The 18,630-nt window shown below is 42.2% G+C and carries 11 protein-coding genes; 8 read left to right on the forward strand and 3 right to left on the reverse strand.

The annotated features are described in order from the left end of the window. The first annotated feature begins 77 nt into the window (after nt 1-77). Entirely contained in the window at nt 78-2,537 is a 2,460-nt protein-coding gene (gene hrpB / locus FVA69_RS05285; RefSeq protein WP_164528500.1) for an ATP-dependent helicase HrpB, read from the forward strand. 181 nt (nt 2,538-2,718) lie between these two features. Next, the gene (mrcB, locus tag FVA69_RS05290; protein ID WP_164528501.1) at nt 2,719-5,244 is read left to right on the forward strand and encodes a bifunctional glycosyl transferase/transpeptidase; all 2,526 of its coding nucleotides are present in this window, start codon (nt 2,719-2,721) and stop codon (nt 5,242-5,244) included. Between the two features lie 563 nt (nt 5,245-5,807). Here the strand turns inward: mrcB and hemL are convergent. Next, nucleotides 5,808-7,097: a glutamate-1-semialdehyde 2,1-aminomutase gene (hemL, locus tag FVA69_RS05295; RefSeq protein ID WP_164528502.1), complete on the reverse strand. Its 1,290-nt coding sequence runs from the start codon at nt 7,095-7,097 to the stop codon at nt 5,808-5,810. A gap of 212 nt (nt 7,098-7,309) precedes the next feature. Here hemL and erpA point away from each other — a divergent pair, with 212 nt between their 5' ends. After that, nucleotides 7,310-7,654: an iron-sulfur cluster insertion protein ErpA gene (gene erpA / locus FVA69_RS05300; RefSeq protein ID WP_004260480.1), complete on the forward strand. Its 345-nt coding sequence runs from the start codon at nt 7,310-7,312 to the stop codon at nt 7,652-7,654. Nucleotides 7,655-7,935: 281 nt separating this feature from the next. On the opposite strand, the gene btuF is transcribed toward erpA, so the two are convergent. Continuing rightward, nucleotides 7,936-8,766 (reverse strand): vitamin B12 ABC transporter substrate-binding protein BtuF, encoded by an 831-nt coding sequence (btuF, locus tag FVA69_RS05305; protein WP_164528503.1) that lies wholly within the window; start codon nt 8,764-8,766, stop codon nt 7,936-7,938. A gap of 65 nt (nt 8,767-8,831) precedes the next feature. Next, on the reverse strand, nt 8,832-9,524 hold the full coding sequence (gene mtnN / locus FVA69_RS05310; RefSeq protein ID WP_115166792.1) for a 5'-methylthioadenosine/S-adenosylhomocysteine nucleosidase: 693 nt from the start codon (nt 9,522-9,524) through the stop codon (nt 8,832-8,834). 246 nt (nt 9,525-9,770) lie between these two features. Between mtnN and dgt the strand changes: the two genes are divergently transcribed. The 5 genes from dgt (at nt 9,771) to pyrG (ending at nt 18,609) form a co-directional block, all read left to right on the forward strand. Next, the gene (gene dgt, locus FVA69_RS05315; protein WP_164528504.1) at nt 9,771-11,297 is read left to right on the forward strand and encodes a dGTPase; all 1,527 of its coding nucleotides are present in this window, start codon (nt 9,771-9,773) and stop codon (nt 11,295-11,297) included. A 174-nt stretch (nt 11,298-11,471) separates the two neighbouring features. Continuing rightward, complete coding sequence (gene rlmD, locus FVA69_RS05320; protein ID WP_110732209.1) at nt 11,472-12,803, forward strand: 23S rRNA (uracil(1939)-C(5))-methyltransferase RlmD; 1,332 nt, start codon at nt 11,472-11,474, stop codon at nt 12,801-12,803. 16 nt (nt 12,804-12,819) lie between these two features. After that, nucleotides 12,820-15,051: a GTP diphosphokinase gene (relA, locus tag FVA69_RS05325; protein WP_004913677.1), complete on the forward strand. Its 2,232-nt coding sequence runs from the start codon at nt 12,820-12,822 to the stop codon at nt 15,049-15,051. Between the two features lie 312 nt (nt 15,052-15,363). Beyond that, nucleotides 15,364-16,158 carry a nucleoside triphosphate pyrophosphohydrolase gene (mazG, locus tag FVA69_RS05330; RefSeq protein ID WP_109912054.1) on the forward strand — a complete coding sequence of 265 codons (795 nt, stop codon included), beginning with the start codon at nt 15,364-15,366 and terminating at the stop codon, nt 16,156-16,158. An 813-nt stretch (nt 16,159-16,971) separates the two neighbouring features. After that, on the forward strand, nt 16,972-18,609 hold the full coding sequence (pyrG, locus tag FVA69_RS05335; protein ID WP_004913671.1) for a glutamine hydrolyzing CTP synthase: 1,638 nt from the start codon (nt 16,972-16,974) through the stop codon (nt 18,607-18,609). The last annotated feature ends 21 nt before the right edge of the window (nt 18,610-18,630 follow it).

Here is an 18,630-nt window from a genome sequence, read left to right on the forward strand (position 1 = left end):
TAATATGCTTACTGGCAAAAGAGGCTAATGCTACAATGTCTAACAGTAAAAGTTAAATACATGGAGTGATAACCCCAGTGTTACCGATATTTGAAGTTTGTGAGGACATACTTACCGCATTAACCTCTTCTCCTCAAGTTTTGCTTCATGCACCGACAGGTGCTGGTAAATCAACAGGTTTACCGTTAGAAATATTAAAGAGTGGGGTTATTAACGGGCGGGTTATCATGTTAGAGCCTCGTCGCTTAGCAGCGCGCTCAGTGGCTGCTCGCCTTGCACAGCAACTCGGTGAAGAAGTTGGTCATACTATTGGTTTACGCATGCGCTCTGAAACTAAAGTTAGTCGCCACACGCGTCTTGAAGTGGTTACCGAAGGCGTACTCACTCGCTTACTGCAAAATGATCCCATGCTTGAAGGGGTTGGTTTAGTCATTTTAGATGAGTTCCATGAGCGAAATTTACAGGCAGACCTTGGTCTCGCTTTGCTAATTGATTCACAGCAAGCCTTACGTGAAGATTTACGTATTCTATTGATGTCTGCGACATTGGATAATCAAGGGCTGTCTCAGTTGTTTCCTGATGCTCCGGTTATCACGTCACAAGGGCGTACATTCCCCGTAATACGTGAATATCATCCTATTAACCCAAATAAACTCTTTCATAAAGAAGTCGCATTGGCGGCTTGGCAGTTATTGCAGCAAGAACATGGGGCTTTATTATTATTTCTTCCAGGTATGGGGGAAATCGAGAAAGTAAGAGCAGAGCTCGCTTTGATGGTTAGTGAGGACATACTTTTATGTCCTTTATACGGTGCATTATCCCTACAAGCCCAGCAACAGGCGATTCAGCTAGCACCAGAAGGAGTGCGAAAGGTCGTATTAGCCACCAATATTGCAGAAACCAGCTTGACGATTGAAGGGATCCGCCTTGTGATAGACAGTGGTTTTGAACGCGTAGGGCAATTCAATCCACGAACAGGACTAACAAAACTAGTTAAACAGCGAATTAGCCAAGCGTCGATGGCACAACGTGCAGGCCGAGCAGGCCGTTTGGAAGAAGGTGTTTGCTGGCACTTATTCAGTGAAGAGCAGGCTGAGCGTGCGGCACAATTTAGCGAGGCCGAAATTGCACAAAGTGACTTGAGCAGCTTATGGTTATCTTTATTACAATGGGGTTGTCACGATGCCGCACAGCTGAACTGGCTGACTTTACCCCCTAAACCGGCAATATCAGCGGCAAAAAATTTACTTGGCAAATTAGGTGCTATTGATGCAGCAAACAAGTTAACGCCTTTTGGGCAGCAGATGGCGGAGTTAGGCAGTTCAGTACGAACAGCGGCAATGTTATGTAAAGCACAACAAAGCCAAAATCAGTCTGTTATCCAATTAGCTGCACTGTTGGTGGCGATTATCGAGGAACCACCTCGTCAACAAGATGCGGATCTTCGCTATTGCATAGAAAGGCCAACAGAGGGGGGGTGTAAGAGAGCATCAGTGCTTTGTGAACAAAGAGTATCGAGTATCATTGGTAAGCAAGATGCACTCATTAGTGAGTGGTTACCAACGTTGCTGGCCACAGCGTTTCCCGACTACATAGCGAAATCTCGAGATAACCAACAACGCTATCAACTGGCGAATGGTTTAGGGGCGATATTGAATGAATCGGATAGATTATCCGGTTCTCCATGGTTAATCGTCGTGGCTTTATGGCAACCCGAAAATATGGCAGATGCCCGTATTTCCTTGGCTTACCCTGTAGATATTGACAGACTACAAGCAGATTGCCCATCGCTGTTTAACAAACAAGAAACGGTCGAATGGGATGAACAAAAAGGGACATTATTAGCTTGGAAACGCTTGCAATGCGGTCAATTAGTGGTGAAATCAGAACGTTTAAGCAACCCTGATAACACTGAAATTCGTTATGCGTTAGTTTATTGGTTGAAGCAAAATGGCTTGCAGCAATTAAACTGGCAGGAAAATGCTCTACAACTGTGTATCCGCTGCACGTTAGCTAAGCAGTATTTTCCTGATATTAATTTGCCTGATTTTGATGAAGCGGCATTATTGGATTCACTGGATGAATGGCTAGAGCCTTATCTTGATGGCATAACAAATAAACAAAAATTACAGCAGATTGATTTAGCCTCCTTATTGGTTAATCGATTAGATTGGCAGCAGCAACAGTGGTTAGAACGCATGTTTCCGGTAACCTATCGAGCGCCATCTTCACATGATGTAAGTATTCACTACGCATTAGATAAACCACCAGTCATAGCGATTCGTATGCAAGAAATGTACGGGGAAAAAGCGAACCCGACTGTTGCACAAGGAAAAATAACCGTAACAGTTTCTCTGTTGTCTCCTGCCATGCGGCCGTTACAGATCACGCAAGACCTTGGTGCATTTTGGCAAGGCAGCTATAAAGAGATACAAAAAGAGATGAAAGGGCGCTATCCAAAACATTTATGGCCAGATGACCCTGTAAATACTGCGCCAACGAGACAAACAAAAAAAGCGATGATGGGTGCGAAATAATCTATTTTTATGCTCTAATAGCGGGTTTCCTCATTGGCTCTATCAATGAGCCGACTGAGTAAGGAAATGTAATTAAGAGCTTTCTTTGGTGAAATCTCTGGGGTTCTAGGCCAAAATTAACCACTAAACTGACATTACTAGTGCGTTATTAAGTTATTTTGTAATGTGATATGGAGTGACCATGTCAGGTAAAGATTTTGAACCAATCGGCAGACGTAACAAAAAAACTGCTGGGAAAAAACAGTCTTCATCCCGCCGCCGCCGTAGAGACCGCGATGACTATGACGATGAAGATTTATTCGAAGATGATGATATTGACGAACAATATCTCGATGATGAAGATGAAGAAGAGCAAATGGCTAAAAAAGGCTCAAAAAATAACAAACCTCGAAAGGTAAAAAGTAAATGGCGTTGGTTTTGGCTACTAGTCAAACTGATGATCGTGTTTGCTGTTTTACTTGCGGCATATGGTTTTTATTTAAATCAACAAATTAAAGAACGCCTCGATGGTAAGGTTTGGGATTTACCCGCCGCAGTATACGGCCGAATGGTCAACCTTGAGCCGGGGATGGACTACAGCCAGGCAGAAATGGTTCGCCTACTTGAAGGTATGCAATACCGTAAGGTGAGTAAGATAACGACATCGGGCGAATTTGTGGTGCGTGGTAATAGCATCGAAATCTTACGTAGGCCGTTTAATTTCCCTGATCAAAAAGAAGGGCAAATCCTTGCGCGCATGGTGTTTGAAAATAACGCGTTGAGCAAGATTGAAAACATGGAAAACGGTCGCTCATTTGGCTTTTTCCGTTTAGACCCGAAACTGATCACGATGATGCAGTCGGCGAATAATGAGCAACGGTTAGTTTTACCGATATCTGATTTTCCTGAGTCTCTAGTTAAAATCTTACTAGAAACCGAAGATCGCAACTTTTATGAGCACGATGGCGTCAGTTTATACTCTATTGGCCGTGCTGTTGTTGCTAACTTAAGTGCAGGGCGCTCCGTTCAAGGGGGAAGTACTTTAACCCAACAGTTAGTCAAAAATCTGTTTTTGACCAATGAACGGACATTAAAGCGTAAAGCCAATGAAGCCTATATGGCGGTTTTACTGGACTACAATTACAGCAAAGAGCGTATTTTAGAGCTGTATTTAAACGAAGTCTTTTTAGGCCAAAATGGTAATGACGAAATTCGTGGTTTCCCGTTAGCGAGCCTGTATTATTTCGGTAGACCAATCAATGAGTTAAGCTTTGACCAACAGGCGTTATTAGTCGGTATGGTACAAGGGGCATCAACGTATAATCCTTGGACTAAGCCACAAAATGCGATTAAACGTCGAAACATTGTGCTGAAAATCTTGGAAACGCGTGGCGTGATTGACCAAGAAATGTATCAAGTGCTAAGCGCAAGGCCTCTCGGTGTGAAAAACAAAGAAGGGCTGGTGGCTTCTCAACCTGCCTTTATGCAAATGGTTCGTTTAGAACTCAATGAAAAATTGGGTGATAAAGTTAAAGAACTCTCTGGTGCGAAAATTTTTACCACTCTAGACCCAGTGGCTCAAACTGCGGCTGAAAATGCAGTTGAAAATGGTGTCGCTGATTTGCGTAAATCTCGTAAATTAGATGACATAGAAGGGGCAATGGTGGTAGTTGACCGCATTAATGGCGAAGTACGCGCGATGGTTGGTGGCTCTCAACCCCAATATTCAGGGTTTAACCGTGCGTTAAATGCACGGCGTAACATTGGTTCTCTGGCAAAACCTCCGGTATACCTCGCTGCACTAAGTGAACCGGACCGTTTTCGTTTAAATACATGGTTAAAAGATGAGCCACTAACAGTAAAAGTCGGAAACCAAAACTGGAGCCCAAGAAACTACAGCCGTAATTTCAACGGCCGTATGATGTTAGTTGACGCTTTGGCAAAATCACAAAATATCCCAACGGTAAACTTAGGGCTAGAGGTTGGTTTAGACCAAGTGTTTAATACGTTTGTACGCTTAGGAGCTCCCGCGGCTGCTATGGAAAAAGTTCCTGCGATGCTATTAGGTGCAATTAACCTAACACCAGCGGAAGTTGCTCAAGTTTATCAAACCATTGGTGGTAACGGTAATCGTGCGAAATTATCGGCATTGCGTTCTGTTATTGATGGAGATGGCAATGAAATTTACCAAAGCTACCCATCAGCTGAGCGAGCAGTACCTTCCCAAGCTGCATACCTCACATTGTATGGTATGCAGCAAGTGGTTAAACAAGGTACGGGCAGAGTTTTATTGACCAAATATGCTAAGTATAATTTAGCCGGTAAAACAGGGACAACTAACGATCTACGCGATAGCTGGTATGCAGGTATTGATGGCAAAGAAGTAGCGATCGTGTGGGTTGGCCGTGATAATAACGGCCCAACACAATTAACAGGGGCGACAGGCGCACTGAAAGTGTACCAACGCTACTTAGAGAACCAAGCGCCATTAGCTCTTATCAACCGTGCACCAGAGGGCATTGTTGATATGCAAGTCACAGCTGACGGCCAATTAAGTTGCTCAAACTTCGGCGGCGGTAGAATGTTGCCGATTTGGACGGATAACCCAGAAGGGTTATGCCAAGCGTCTGAAAACGAAGCGCCAATTTGGGATCTCAATGGTAATAATGGCGAGCAGCAAGATGATGCACCGGATTGGGTTAAGGATATGTTTGGCAATAATCCCTAAATTCTCGTCATACTTCAACCTGTAGCGTTGTTGGTTGCACTCACTAGACCTAGTCACATACTATTGTATGCTCCTAGGCTCTAGCTCGCTGACCGCCTAGCTACAGGCTGAATTATTTAGAGAATTAATGAGCTAGAGAATTAGAGAATTAATCCCTAAATTCTCGTCATACTTCAACCTGTAGCGTTGTTGGTTGCACTCACTAGACCTAGTCACATACTATTGTATGCTCCTAGGCTCTAGCTCGCTGACCGCCTAGCTACAGGCTGAATTATTTAGAGAATTAATGAGCTAGAGAATTAGAGAATTAATCCCTAAATTCTCGTCATACTTCAACCTGTAGCGTTGTTGGTTGCACTCACTAGACCTAGTCACATACTATTGTATGCTCCTAGGCTCTAGCTCGCTGACCGCCTAGCTATAGGCTGAATTATTTAGAGAATTAATGAGTTAGAAAATTGTGGTGTAAGGCTGCAACTGGTGGCTATCCAATCTTTCTCTACCGATGTAAAAGAATAGAGGTGAAAGTAGGTAACATTTCACCTCCGTAATTTCAATGTGAATTAATTCGTTTTGATCTTCATTAGCGCTGTTTCAGCCGCTTTGATAGTTTTCTCAATATCTTCATCACTGTGGGCGATAGACATAAAACCCGCTTCAAATGCAGAAGGTGCGAGGTAAATGCCTTGCTCTAACATGTAGTGGAAAAATTTCTTAAAGCGTTCAACGTCGCACTTCATCACATCTTGGTAGCAAGTCACTGTTGGTGCGTCGGTGAAGAAAATACCAAACATACCACCGACGTGATTGATAACCATCGGGATACCTTGCTCTTGGGAAACACGTTTTAAACCACGAGCTAACTTTTCTGTTAATTCATTTAAACGTGAGTGCACACCCGGTTGAGAGACTTCTTTTAAACAAGCAAGACCAGCAGCCATCGCGACAGGATTACCAGATAAGGTTCCCGCTTGGTAAACAGGCCCAATTGGGGCTAGTTTTTCCATAATTTCAAGGCGGCCACCAAAGGCACCTACAGGCATACCACCACCGATGATTTTACCTAAACAGGTTAAATCAGGTTGAACATCATAGTAATCTTGTGCTCCACCTAGTGCGACGCGAAAGCCTGTCATGACTTCATCAATGATGAGTACGGCATTGAATTCATCACATAATGCACGTAAACCCGGTAAGAACTCAGCCGTTGGTGGTACGCAATTCATATTTCCAGCAACAGGTTCAACAATCACACAGGCAATGTCTTCTGGATAATTTTCAAATGCTTGGCGAACTGAAGCTAGGTCATTATAGGTACAAGTTAATGTGTGTTTTACAAAATCTTCGGGGACGCCTGGAGAGTTTGGTTCACCCATCGTAAGCGCCCCAGAACCAGCTTTGACTAATAAACAGTCTGCATGGCCATGATAACAGCCTTCAAATTTGATGATTTTGTCGCGGCCTGTGTAACCACGAGCCAGACGAATTGCACTCATGGTCGCCTCAGTACCTGAATTCACCATGCGTACCATATCCATAGAGGGGACTAACTCACAAACTAATTCAGCCATTTCAACTTCGGCGGCAGTCGGTGCACCAAAACTTAACCCTTTATGGACAGCTTTGATCACGGCATCACGGATCTCAGGATGGTTATGGCCTAATACCATCGGTCCCCATGAGCCAACGTAATCCACATAGGCTTTACCGTCAACGTCATAAATATAAGCGCCATCCGCTTTTTCAATAAATAATGGGGTTCCACCAACACCATTAAAAGCACGAACAGGGGAGTTTACACCACCAGGGATTTGTTCTTTTGCTTGTGCGTAAAGTTTTTCAGATTGTGACATCGCAGGGCTCCAGAAAGAGGCTAAGAAAAAATTGCCCTCATTCTAAAGCACCACACCAATTAAACCAAATATTGATACGAAGATATGCACAATGTGTCTAATTGCTTAACAACACTTGAACCATTTAGTCAAGTGGCGGATAATTAGGTTAATTGATCTGAGTAGGTTTTAGCCTACGCATGAATTTACCGGTCACCGGTTTGGAGTAAAAAATGAGTGATGATGCAGCTCTGCCTTTGCAATTTACTGATGCGGCAGCAATTAAAGTTAAAGATCTAGTCTCTGATGAGGACAACCCAAATCTGCGTCTGCGTGTTTATATCACTGGTGGCGGATGCAGCGGTTTCCAATATGGTTTCACATTTGATGACCAAATCAACGAAGGCGATATGACAATTGAAAAGCAAGGTGTTGCTCTTGTCGTAGACCCAATGAGTTTACAATATTTAGTCGGTGGAAGTGTTGATTATACCGAAGGTTTGGAAGGTTCGCGTTTTATTGTGACTAATCCGAATGCTAAGTCTACTTGTGGGTGTGGTTCGTCCTTCAGCGTCTAATTCTCGTCATCCTTCAACCTGTAGCTGTATTGGCTGCATTCACTAGACCTAGTCACATACTTTTGTATGCTCCTAGGTTCTAGCTCATTTGCCGCCTTGTTACAGGCCGAATGATTTAGAGAATTATTGAGTTCTTCTTCAACCTGTAGCTGTGTTGGCTTCATTCAGCTACTCGGGTCACATACTTATGTATGCTCCCCGAGATACCTTCATTTGCCGCCTTGCCACAACTCGAACTATTTAGAAAATTTTCTTAATTCTTAATTCTTAATTCTTAATTCTTAATTAGATAATGAATTTAACTGCTCACACAGTTGTTCGGTTGCGTTCACAATCCTTGGGCCTGCTCGGTGAAACCAATCTTCATTTAATCGGATTATTGGGATATTGAGCTGGGAGTGCCAAAATTCTTTCACTGCTTTTTCCTGTTCTGCTGAGCCCGTCATGATTATTACATCTGGTTTGCGAGTGAGTACCTGCTCACGACTGACTTGTGGCCATTGAACTGAGCTATTAGCAAAAATATTTTCACTCCCACAAAACTCGACGACATCATTTTGCAGCGTATGGTTACCAGCGCTAAATAGAGGTTGAGAGCCGAGCTGAATGAACACTCTCTTAGGTTTGTTATTAGAAATTTTTGTATTTTGATAAGGCGCTAGCTTAGCGCGCATTATTCCCACATTTTGTTGTGCAAGCTCTGGGTTTGGACTGTATTGTGCCAACTCAGTGACTGAATTAATGACATCATCAATGGTTTGAGGGTCAAAATAAATAATTGGAATGCCGAGATTCGCAAGCTGATCAAGAGGGCGTTGGGGGTTGCCTCCTCGCCATGCGAGGATTAAATCAGGTTTTAGTGCGATAATACGTTCTACATTTAAGCCTTGCCAATCAGAGACTTGCTCTAGTTTTTTAGCTTGTTCTGGGTAATCGGAGTAAGCACTGACCGCAATTAAGCTATCCCCAAGCCCTGCTGAATAAGCAAGCTCAGTATTGGCTGGTGATAAGCTGATAACGCGTTGCTTTGCCGCTCCTAGTGCCGAAAAAGCCACCAATAAACCACATAATAAGGTAATAGTAAGAGAGAAATAATGCGTTATTCTTTTCATAACAAAATTCATCGTGACATTAAAAAAGTATAACTAACAATTAGTTATACTTTTTATGAGAATTATTAAGCGAGTTTGGATAAAATTGCAGTGATCATTAATGACGATTGACGGGCAGCAACGGGTAAGAATTCATCGAAGCTTGTGTGGGATTCCTTATCAGCCACATCTGAAATGGCACGGACAACGACAAACGGGGTACCAAATTGGTGACACACTTGGCCAATCGCGGTGGCTTCCATTTCTACTGCCGCAACTTGCGGGAACATCGCTTTGATGCGAGCCAGTGGTTCAGCACCATTAATAAAAGCATCGCCGCTACAAACTAAACCACGAACAGCGTTCATATCCAATAGCTGAATGCACTGCTCAGCAACTTCAATCAGTTTAGTATCCGCGACGAAAGCGGGTGGGCACTGTGCCATTTGGCCAGGTTCATAACCGAATGCTGTCACATCAGCATCATGGTAACGAACTTCAGTAGAAACCACGATATCACCAACATTTAAACGAGGGTCTAGCCCACCGGCGGAGCCTGTGTTAATCACGACATCTGGTTGGCAATGCTCCAGTAACAATGTTGTGCCGATTGCGGCAGCGACTTTACCAATACCTGATTTCAATAACGCAACGTCAACGCCATTAATTTGACCTGTATAAATCTCACAGCCAGCGCGGTTAATAGTTTGGCAGTTTTCAATTTGCGAGCGCAAAATCGCCACTTCTTGTTCCATGGCGCCAATTATTCCAACTTTCATTTTGTCTCCTTTTCCCTGCTCAATTTGCACTATTAGTGTCAATATTTTGACTAGGGACGATAATGTTTTATTGTGTTATTGCTGTATTCTTCGAGTGGGTTCGCAATTTTAATTGCAACAACTCGGATTTAGACAACGAAATTACAAAGATGCACGAAGTGTAACATTGAAAGGTGAGTCGTGAAGTTTTTTTCCTATATTTAGGCTATATAATGAAGCATTAATCGAGATAGGGAGGGTGGCAGAGTGGGTGAGATTAATTTTGTTAAGAAGTTAAATTTTCAGCGCAACTACATAAGCAGTGCGAAAAACCAAAAAATTTCACCTAAAGATGAAGATGCGGTTAATCGCTTATTCGAAAGTGACCGCGGGAGGATCATTAATTCAGCTGCCATTCGCCGTTTGCAACAAAAAACGCAAGTTTTTCCCTTAGAGCAAAATGCAGCAGTTCGCAGTCGCTTAACTCACTCACTAGAAGTACAGCAGGTTGGCCGTTACATCAGTAAAACGGTTTTAGGCGAACTAAAAAAGAAAAAATTGCTTGAACCTTATGGGCTAGATGAACGGTGTGATGCTTTTGAGAGCTTAGTCGAAATGGCCTGCTTAATGCATGATATTGGCAATCCACCATTTGGGCATTTTGGTGAGGCAGCAATTCAACGGTGGTTTACTAAATTACTATCGCCTAGTTACTTATTTACTCCGAATTCCCCTGATCCATGCAAAATACCTGCATTACAGTTAACTGGAAATGAAAAGCAAGATTTATTCCGCCGTCAATTAAAACAGGATTTATGCTCATTTGAAGGTAATGCGCAAGGGTTACGTATGGCGCATCGCTTACTCAAACTAAACTTAACTTATGCGCAAGTTGGCTCTATCTTAAAATATACGCGTGGAGCTTATGATTTGGAGCCAATTCCCCCTGAGTTTGATTATTTGATGAAAAAACCAGGCTATTATTGGTCAGAGGTGGACTTTGTCAGTGAGCTAACCAAAAAGCTCGATATGGAAAAATATTGCCGTTTCCCGCTGTCCTATATTATGGAAGCGGCTGATGATATTTCATATTGCATTGCTGATTTGGATGACGCTGCGGAAAAAGGCATTTTTACTGTTGAGCAGTTGATTGAGTATTTAAAAGCAGAGTGGGGAGATATTGAACAAAATGATTTATTCGATCAAACCATTATGCGAGCTTTCAATAATATCAGTGACAACCACACAAGGCGTATTCAGCAAGATCAATTCTTTATGTATTTGCGCGTAAATATCACAGGAAAATTGTCTCATTATAGCGCACAACAATTCATTAAGAATCTACCCGAAATTTATAACGGCACTTTTAACAGTGCTTTGTTAGAAGATAAAAGTCCAGAGCATAGGCTATTAAAAGTACTGAAAACAGTGGCTTTTAAACATGTATTTAACCACCATGAAGTTGAAGAGTTAGAACTACAAGGCTATCGAATTATCAGTGGATTATTAGATTTTTATAGTCCACTACTGATGATGGATAGAAGCGATTTTGCTGACCTCGTGGACAAAAATTACCACAAGCATTTTTTCATTGAAACGAGGTTATTCCATAAATTATCTAATAAGCATCGCTTATCTTACACGGAAGCACTTGAGAAAATTTCTGCAACGAATGAAGCAGATAAATCTATCCTTGAGTTTTATTATCGAGCTCGTTTGATTCAAGACTATATTAGCGGTATGACAGACCACTATGCCTATGAAGAATATCGTAAATTTATGGTTAGCAATTGATATAATAACTGAATAGCTTAATAAAAATAGAAAAGTAGTCAATCAAATGATAGGAAAGCAGGTATAATAGCCTGCTCGTTTTCCTTGATTAATTAGCGAAAAAAAACAACGCATTAAAATTGAAAACTCGGCAATCATGATTTTTATAACTTAATATTCTGTAGTGACTATTTTATGGCTCAATTTTACTCTCCTAATCGCCGTACCACTCCACGCCGCCAGATCACGGTTGTAGCTGATAGCCTTGATGCCGCAGGGCAAGGTGTTGCTCGTATCGAAGGAAAAACCATTTTTGTAACAGGTTTATTGCCTGAAGAAGAAGCCCAAATTGAATTGACGGAAGAGAAACGGCAGTTTGCTAAAGGGAAGGTAATTAAACGTTTGAGCACGAGCCCTCAAAGAGTAAAGCCACGGTGCCGTTATTTTAACCAATGTGGGGGATGTCAACAGCAACATGTTGACATTGCACTACAAAGAGAAAGTAAAGCTCATGCTTTAGCTTATCTGATGCGACGCGAAACATTGCAAGATATATCCTGTGCCGAGGTGATTTATGGTGAGTCATATGGCTACCGTCGCCGAGCTCGGTTGGGGCTACAATATCAGCCTAAAAGTAAAAATGTCGTTATGGGGTTTCGTCAATCTCAATCTAACACATTAGTTGATATAAAAAATTGCCCTATATTATCTCCTGATTTGGATATCTTATTAAAACCACTTTCTGAATGCATTAACCAGCTCAGTAATAAAGCGAAATTGGGCCACGTAGAGCTTATTCACGCAGACAATAGCAAAATTGTATTGATTCGTTACTTAACACCTTTTTCGTTATCAGATACTCAAAAGTTAAGCAATTTTGAAAATCAGCACGGAGTGTCTATCTGGTTAGCGGGTAATGATGAAAACTTACAAGCTCTGTCACCAAATTCGCCACAACCTGAGTATCAAGTTGCTGGGGAAATACTAAAATTTAACCCATTAAATTTTATTCAAGTGAACGGGCAAGTTAACCAGTTGATGGTAGAACAAGCTTTAGCATGGTTAGATCTAAACAGTGAAGATAGGGTATTAGACCTTTTTTGTGGAATGGGTAACTTTACATTACCTATCGCACGGTTAGTGAAATCCGTTGTGGGTGTTGAAGGTGTGGAAAATTTAGTCAAACAGGCACGAAATAACGCACAGCTCAATACTATTTGTAATGCGACATTCTATAATGAAAACTTAGAAGCCCAGATACACACACAACCTTGGGCGGCTCATGGCTTTAATAAAGTATTATTAGACCCCGCTAGAGCTGGAGCCGCTGGTGTTATGGAACATTTAATTAAACTGATGCCAGAAAAAATTGTCTATGTTTCATGTAACCCCACAACATTGGCAAGAGATAGCAAAGTTTTACTTGATGGGGGCTATCAGTTATTACAGTTGCGGATGCTAGACATGTTTCCGCATACTAGCCATTTAGAGTCAATGGCGTTATTTATCCGTCGCCCAGAGGTTTAATAGGTAGGGAGAATATATGGTTGCAGTAAGAAGTGCGCATCTTACCCCAGCAGGTGAGTTTGCCCCAGAAAAGTGGGTTAACGGTCTGGGATTGAGCAATAAACAATCAGAAGAAAAGCTCATCCATACCTGGCAATATTGTCACGATAAACTAGCCGGACAAGAAATCGCCCCTCTGTTACTGTGGCGCGGTATTGAAATGACCGAAATCCTATCGACATTAAGTATGGATATCGGCAGCTTACAAGCAGCTTTACTTTTTCCTTTAGTGGAAGAGGGGAAGTTGGAAGAGCAAGAAGTTATTGATGAGTTTGGTCAATCCATTCACGAACTCGTTAAAGGCGTGCTGGAAATGGATGCGATTCGTCAACTCAAAGCCACGCAATCGAGTGAAACGAGCTCGACACAAGTCGATAATATTCGCCGTATGCTATTGTCGATGGTGGAAGATTTCCGCTGCGTTGTCATTAAACTAGCGGAACGAATTGCACATTTACGTGAAGTCAAAGATGCCACTGAAGATGAGCGCGTTTTAGCGGCAAAAGAGTGCTCAAATATTTATGCACCTTTAGCAAATCGCCTAGGAATTGGGCAGTTAAAATGGGAGTTAGAAGACTTCTGTTTTCGTTATTTGCATCCCGATGAATATAAGAAAATTGCAAAGCTCCTCCATGAACGTCGTATTGACCGTGAAGAGTATATAGATACTTTCGTAACAACCTTACGTAAGTACATGTTAAAAGAGAATATTCAAGCAGATATCTATGGCCGGCCTAAGCATATTTATAGCATTTGGCGTAAAATGCAGAAAAAATCATTGGCATTTGATGAACTGTTTGATGTGCGAGCGGTGCGTATTGTCGTTGAACGTTTGCAAGATTGTTATGCCGCGTTAGGGATTGTACATACCCATTTTCGCCATCTTCCCGATGAGTTTGATGACTATGTGGCGAACCCGAAACCTAATGGTTATCAATCTATTCATACAGTGGTGTTAGGACCAAACGGCAAAACGCTTGAAATTCAAATTCGTACCCGCCAAATGCATGAAGATGCAGAGCTGGGAGTTGCGGCCCATTGGAAATACAAAGAAGGCGCGACTGGCATTGGTAAAGGCAGTAGTTACGAAAACCGCATTGCATGGTTACGTAAGCTGATTGCATGGCAAGAAGAAATGGCAGATTCTGGCGAAATGCTAGATGAAGTTCGTAGCCAAGTGTTTGATGACCGAGTGTATGTCTTTACCCCAAAAGGGGATGTGGTGGATTTACCAGCAGGCTCGACACCGCTTGATTTTGCTTATCATATTCACAGTGATGTCGGCCACCGTTGTATTGGTGCAAAAATAGGTGGGCGTATTGTCCCATTTAGCTATCAATTACAAATGGGCGATCAAATTGAAATTATTACTCAAAAGCATCCAAATCCAAGCCGCGACTGGTTAAACCCTAACTTAGGGTATGTCACAACCAGCCGTGGGCGAGCTAAAATCCAAAATTGGTTCCGTAAACAAGATAGAGACAAAAATATCCTTGCAGGGCGTCAAATTTTAGATAGCGAACTATCACAGCTTGATATTAGCCTTCGTGAAGCAGAAAAACTGCTAATCGCACGCTACAATGTTCATTCATTGGATGAGGTTTTGGCAGGAATTGGCGGCGGTGATATCCGTATCAACCAATTAGTGAATTTCCTGCAGAGCAAATTTAACAAAGCCACTGCCGAAGAAGAAGACCGTGCGGCAATGAAGACATTAGAAAGTAAGTCTTCACTCCCAAGAGCACCATCTCATAGTAGCGGCCGAGTGGTGGTTGAAGGGGTTGGTAACCTAATGCACCATATTGCACGCTGCTGCCAGCCAATTCCAGGGGATGAAATTGTCGGTTTTATCACGAAAGGAAGAGGTATTTCCATTCACAGTGCAGACTGTGAACAATTAGCTGAACTACAAAGCCATGCACCAGAACGCGTAATAGATGCAGTTTGGGGAGAAAACTACTCGAGTGGTTATTCTCTTGTGGTTAGAGTTATTGCTAATGACCGCAGCGGCCTGCTGCGTGATATCACGACAATATTAGCAAATGAGAAAGTCAATGTGCTTGGTGTCAGTAGCCGCAGCGATGTAAAACAGCAACTGGCAACGATAGATATGACTATTGAGCTGTATAACATTGAGGTGCTGAGTCGGGTGTTAGCTAAGCTGAATCAGTTGGCGGATGTTATAGAAGCAAAGCGTCATTCTCAGTGATTTTCTTCATATTTTGAGTTGTAGGGGTGTTGGCTGCGCTTAGCTACTCGGGTCACATACTTGTGTATGCTCCCCGAGATATCTTCGCTTGCCGCCTACCTACAATTCAAACTATTTTGAAAATCGGTATATTTATATTCTAAAAATCCCTCTCTTCATGTTTTTAATTATTCTTTTCTATACAACTTCTGTTTCTTCATGAGTTAGTTAGCAAAAATTTATTTTTTTGGGAAAAATTTGTCGATTGCTCATCAACTCTGATAAGTTTGGGATAAAGGACAACTAGAAACAAAAAAATTAAAGGTTAATACAATGAGTCAGACAAATCTTCAAATCGAACGTTTATTATCAATTATGAAGCAGCTTCGAGATCCGCAAACAGGGTGCCCATGGGATAAGGTACAAACATTTAAAACTATTGCGCCTTATACGCTTGAAGAAACTTATGAAGTGCTTGATGCGATAGAACGTGAAGATTTTAGCGACTTAAAAGGTGAGTTGGGAGACTTATTATTCCAAGTGGTTTTCTATGCGCAAATGGCGAATGAAAAATCACTCTTTGATTTTAGCGATATCTGCCAATCTGTTAGTGATAAGCTCGAACATCGCCACCCTCATATTTTCGATGCAAATAATACACTGAGTAGCACAGAAGTGATTGAGGGATGGGAAAAACGAAAAGCCAAAGAGCGAGCTGAAAAATCGCAATTTTCTGTGCTAGATGATATTCCAAATTCACTCCCAGCACTAATGAAAGCCTATAAAATTCAAAAACGTTGTGCGTCAGTTGGTTTTGACTGGGATACGCTAGGCCCTGTTGTTGGTAAAGTTCATGAAGAACTTGAAGAAGTGATGGAAGAAGCCACTCAGGCGGTTGTTGACCAGTCGCGCTTAGAAGAGGAAATTGGCGACTTATTGTTTGCAACCGTGAATTTATCACGCCATTTAGGTTATAAACCTGAAATAGCGTTGCAAAAAGCGTGTAACAAATTCGAAGGTCGTTTTCGCCAAATCGAAAAAAGCCTCGCGGAAAGTGGTAAAACGACAGAAAGTGCTACACTTAATGAGATGGAGGCGCTTTGGCAGCAGGTTAAGAGCCAAGAATAAAATGGCTCGTCATATTTCGCACTACAGCGTTGTTGGCTGCGTTCGGCTACTCGGGTCACATACTTAGTGTATGCTCCCCGAAGATATCCTCTCTTGCCGCCTAGCTGTAGCACGAACTATATAGAGCCAATTCTCGTCGGGCCTCGCACTACAGCGTTGTTGGCTGCGTTCGGCTACACGGGTCACATACTTAGTGTATGTTCCTCGAGATATCCTCTCTTGCCGCCTAGCTGTAGCACGAACTATATAGAGCCAATTCTCGTCGGGCCTCGCACTACAGCGTTGTTGGCTGCGTTCGGCTACTCGGGTCACATACTTAGTGTATGCTCCCCGAAGATATCCTCTCTTGCCGCCTAGCTGTAATGCGAACCTTGTCTGCAATTGTTTAAACCATTAGTTGTTTTAAAATCTGGCGGTTGTTGGTTTGTTCTAAAAGCACTTCATTCAATAGCACCAAACAAAGCTTCAAAAATAATGGGTGACGTGAAATATTGAGGTGTTAAATAGCGACAAGTAGAGTAAATAGTTATTCAAAATCAAAGTTAGTGCAGAATCGCATTTTTTATACCATACAATGAGCTGAAAGGATTTAGCTTTTGCATTTGAACTGTGTTAATCTATGAAAATAGACAAAGATGACTAATTTTGAAGCGATAAATAATTTTCGCTTTTAACTTGCTGATAATATTAGAGTATTGATGAAATTTAGCCTTATTATGCTTAGAACATTTGTAGCGAAATTAAGGTTCGGGTATACTGTTTTCCCGTCCTGTTATATCCATCATCTTTTAAACCTAAACTTTCAGGTTCAGCATGAAAACTAATTATATTTTTGTGACCGGCGGGGTCGTATCCTCTCTGGGTAAAGGCATTGCCGCAGCCTCTTTGGCGGCTATACTCGAAGCCCGTGGACTCAATGTGACTATTATGAAACTGGATCCCTACATCAACGTAGATCCAGGCACAATGAGCCCAACCCAACACGGGGAAGTTTTCGTTACAGAAGACGGCGCTGAAACTGACTTAGATTTGGGTCATTATGAGCGCTTCATCCGTACTAAAATGACTCGTCGTAATAACTTTACGACTGGGCGTGTTTACTCTGAAGTTCTGCGCAAAGAGCGCCGTGGCGACTACTTAGGCGCTACAATTCAAGTTATCCCTCATATCACTAATGAAATTAAAGACCGCATCATCCGTGGTGGCGAAGGCCATGACGTTGTTTTGGTTGAAGTTGGTGGTACAGTGGGTGATATTGAATCATTGCCATTCCTTGAAGCGATTCGTCAAATGGCTGCAGAAGTCGGCCGTGAGCGTACTTTATATTTGCACTTAACATTAGTGCCTTACCTTGCAGCAGCTGGTGAAGTGAAAACTAAGCCAACTCAACATTCTGTGAAAGAATTGCTGTCAATTGGTATCCAGCCAGACGTGTTAATCTGTCGCTCAGACAGAGTGATCCCAGCAAATGAACGTGCAAAAATCGCATTGTTCTGTAATGTGCCAGAGAAAGCGGTTATTTCTCTCAAAGACGTTGATTCAATTTATAAAATTCCAGCCTTGTTAAAATCACAAGGTTTGGATGAGTACATTTGTAACCGTTTCCGCATTGATGCGCCAGAAGCTAATTTATCTGAGTGGGAACAAGTTATTTACGAAGAAGCTAATCCTGCAGGTGAAGTCACCATTGGAATGGTTGGTAAATATGTTGAGTTACCAGATGCGTATAAATCTGTAATTGAAGCATTAAAACACGGTGGATTGAAAAACCGTTTAACTGTGAATATCAAATTGATTGATTCACAAGACATCGAAACGCGTGGTGTTGAGTTACTAAAAGATTTAGATGCTATTTTAGTGCCAGGCGGTTTTGGTGAGCGTGGTATTGAAGGTAAAATTCTGACTGCTCAATATGCACGTGAAAACAAGATCCCTTACTTAGGGATTTGTTTGGGTATGCAAGTTGCATTGATTGAATTTGCACGTAATGTGGCCAATATGGCAGATGCAAATTCAACAGAATTTAAAGCGGATTGTAAATTCCCAGTTGTTGCGCTGATTACAGAATGGCGTGACGAAGAGGGTAACCTTGAAGTGCGTTCAGAAGAGAGCGACCTTGGTGGAACAATGCGTGTTGGTAGTCAACCATGCCACCTAGTGAATGGTAGCCTTGTACGTGAGATGTATGGTTCAGAAACCATTATTGAACGTCACCGCCACCGTTATGAAGTGAACAACTTACTGCTGAAACGCATTGAAGATGCGGGCCTGAAAATTGCAGGTCGTTCAGTAGATAACAAGCTGGTGGAAATTATTGAAAACCCAAATCATCCATGGTTTGTGGCTTGTCAGTTCCACCCAGAGTTCACCTCTACACCAAGAGATGGTCATCCGTTGTTTGCAGGTTTTGTTAAAGCCGCTGGTAAGTACCAGAAAGGTGAGTTGAAATAAGATATGGGGAAGTCGGCGCAG

Source organism: Providencia sp. PROV004 (assembly GCF_011045615.1).
Lineage (GTDB): Bacteria > Pseudomonadota > Gammaproteobacteria > Enterobacterales > Enterobacteriaceae > Providencia > Providencia rettgeri.

Coding starts and splice junctions, on each gene's coding strand:
- pyrG (WP_004913671.1), top strand. CDS start 16,972: ATGAAAACTAATTATATTTTTGTGACCGGCGGGGTCGTATCCTCTCTG.
- erpA (WP_004260480.1), top strand. CDS start 7,310: ATGAGTGATGATGCAGCTCTGCCTTTGCAATTTACTGATGCGGCAGCA.
- mrcB (WP_164528501.1), top strand. CDS start 2,719: ATGTCAGGTAAAGATTTTGAACCAATCGGCAGACGTAACAAAAAAACT.
- rlmD (WP_110732209.1), top strand. CDS start 11,472: ATGGCTCAATTTTACTCTCCTAATCGCCGTACCACTCCACGCCGCCAG.
- mtnN (WP_115166792.1), bottom strand. CDS start 9,524: ATGAAAGTTGGAATAATTGGCGCCATGGAACAAGAAGTGGCGATTTTG.
- btuF (WP_164528503.1), bottom strand. CDS start 8,766: ATGAAAAGAATAACGCATTATTTCTCTCTTACTATTACCTTATTATGT.
- hemL (WP_164528502.1), bottom strand. CDS start 7,097: ATGTCACAATCTGAAAAACTTTACGCACAAGCAAAAGAACAAATCCCT.
- relA (WP_004913677.1), top strand. CDS start 12,820: ATGGTTGCAGTAAGAAGTGCGCATCTTACCCCAGCAGGTGAGTTTGCC.
- mazG (WP_109912054.1), top strand. CDS start 15,364: ATGAGTCAGACAAATCTTCAAATCGAACGTTTATTATCAATTATGAAG.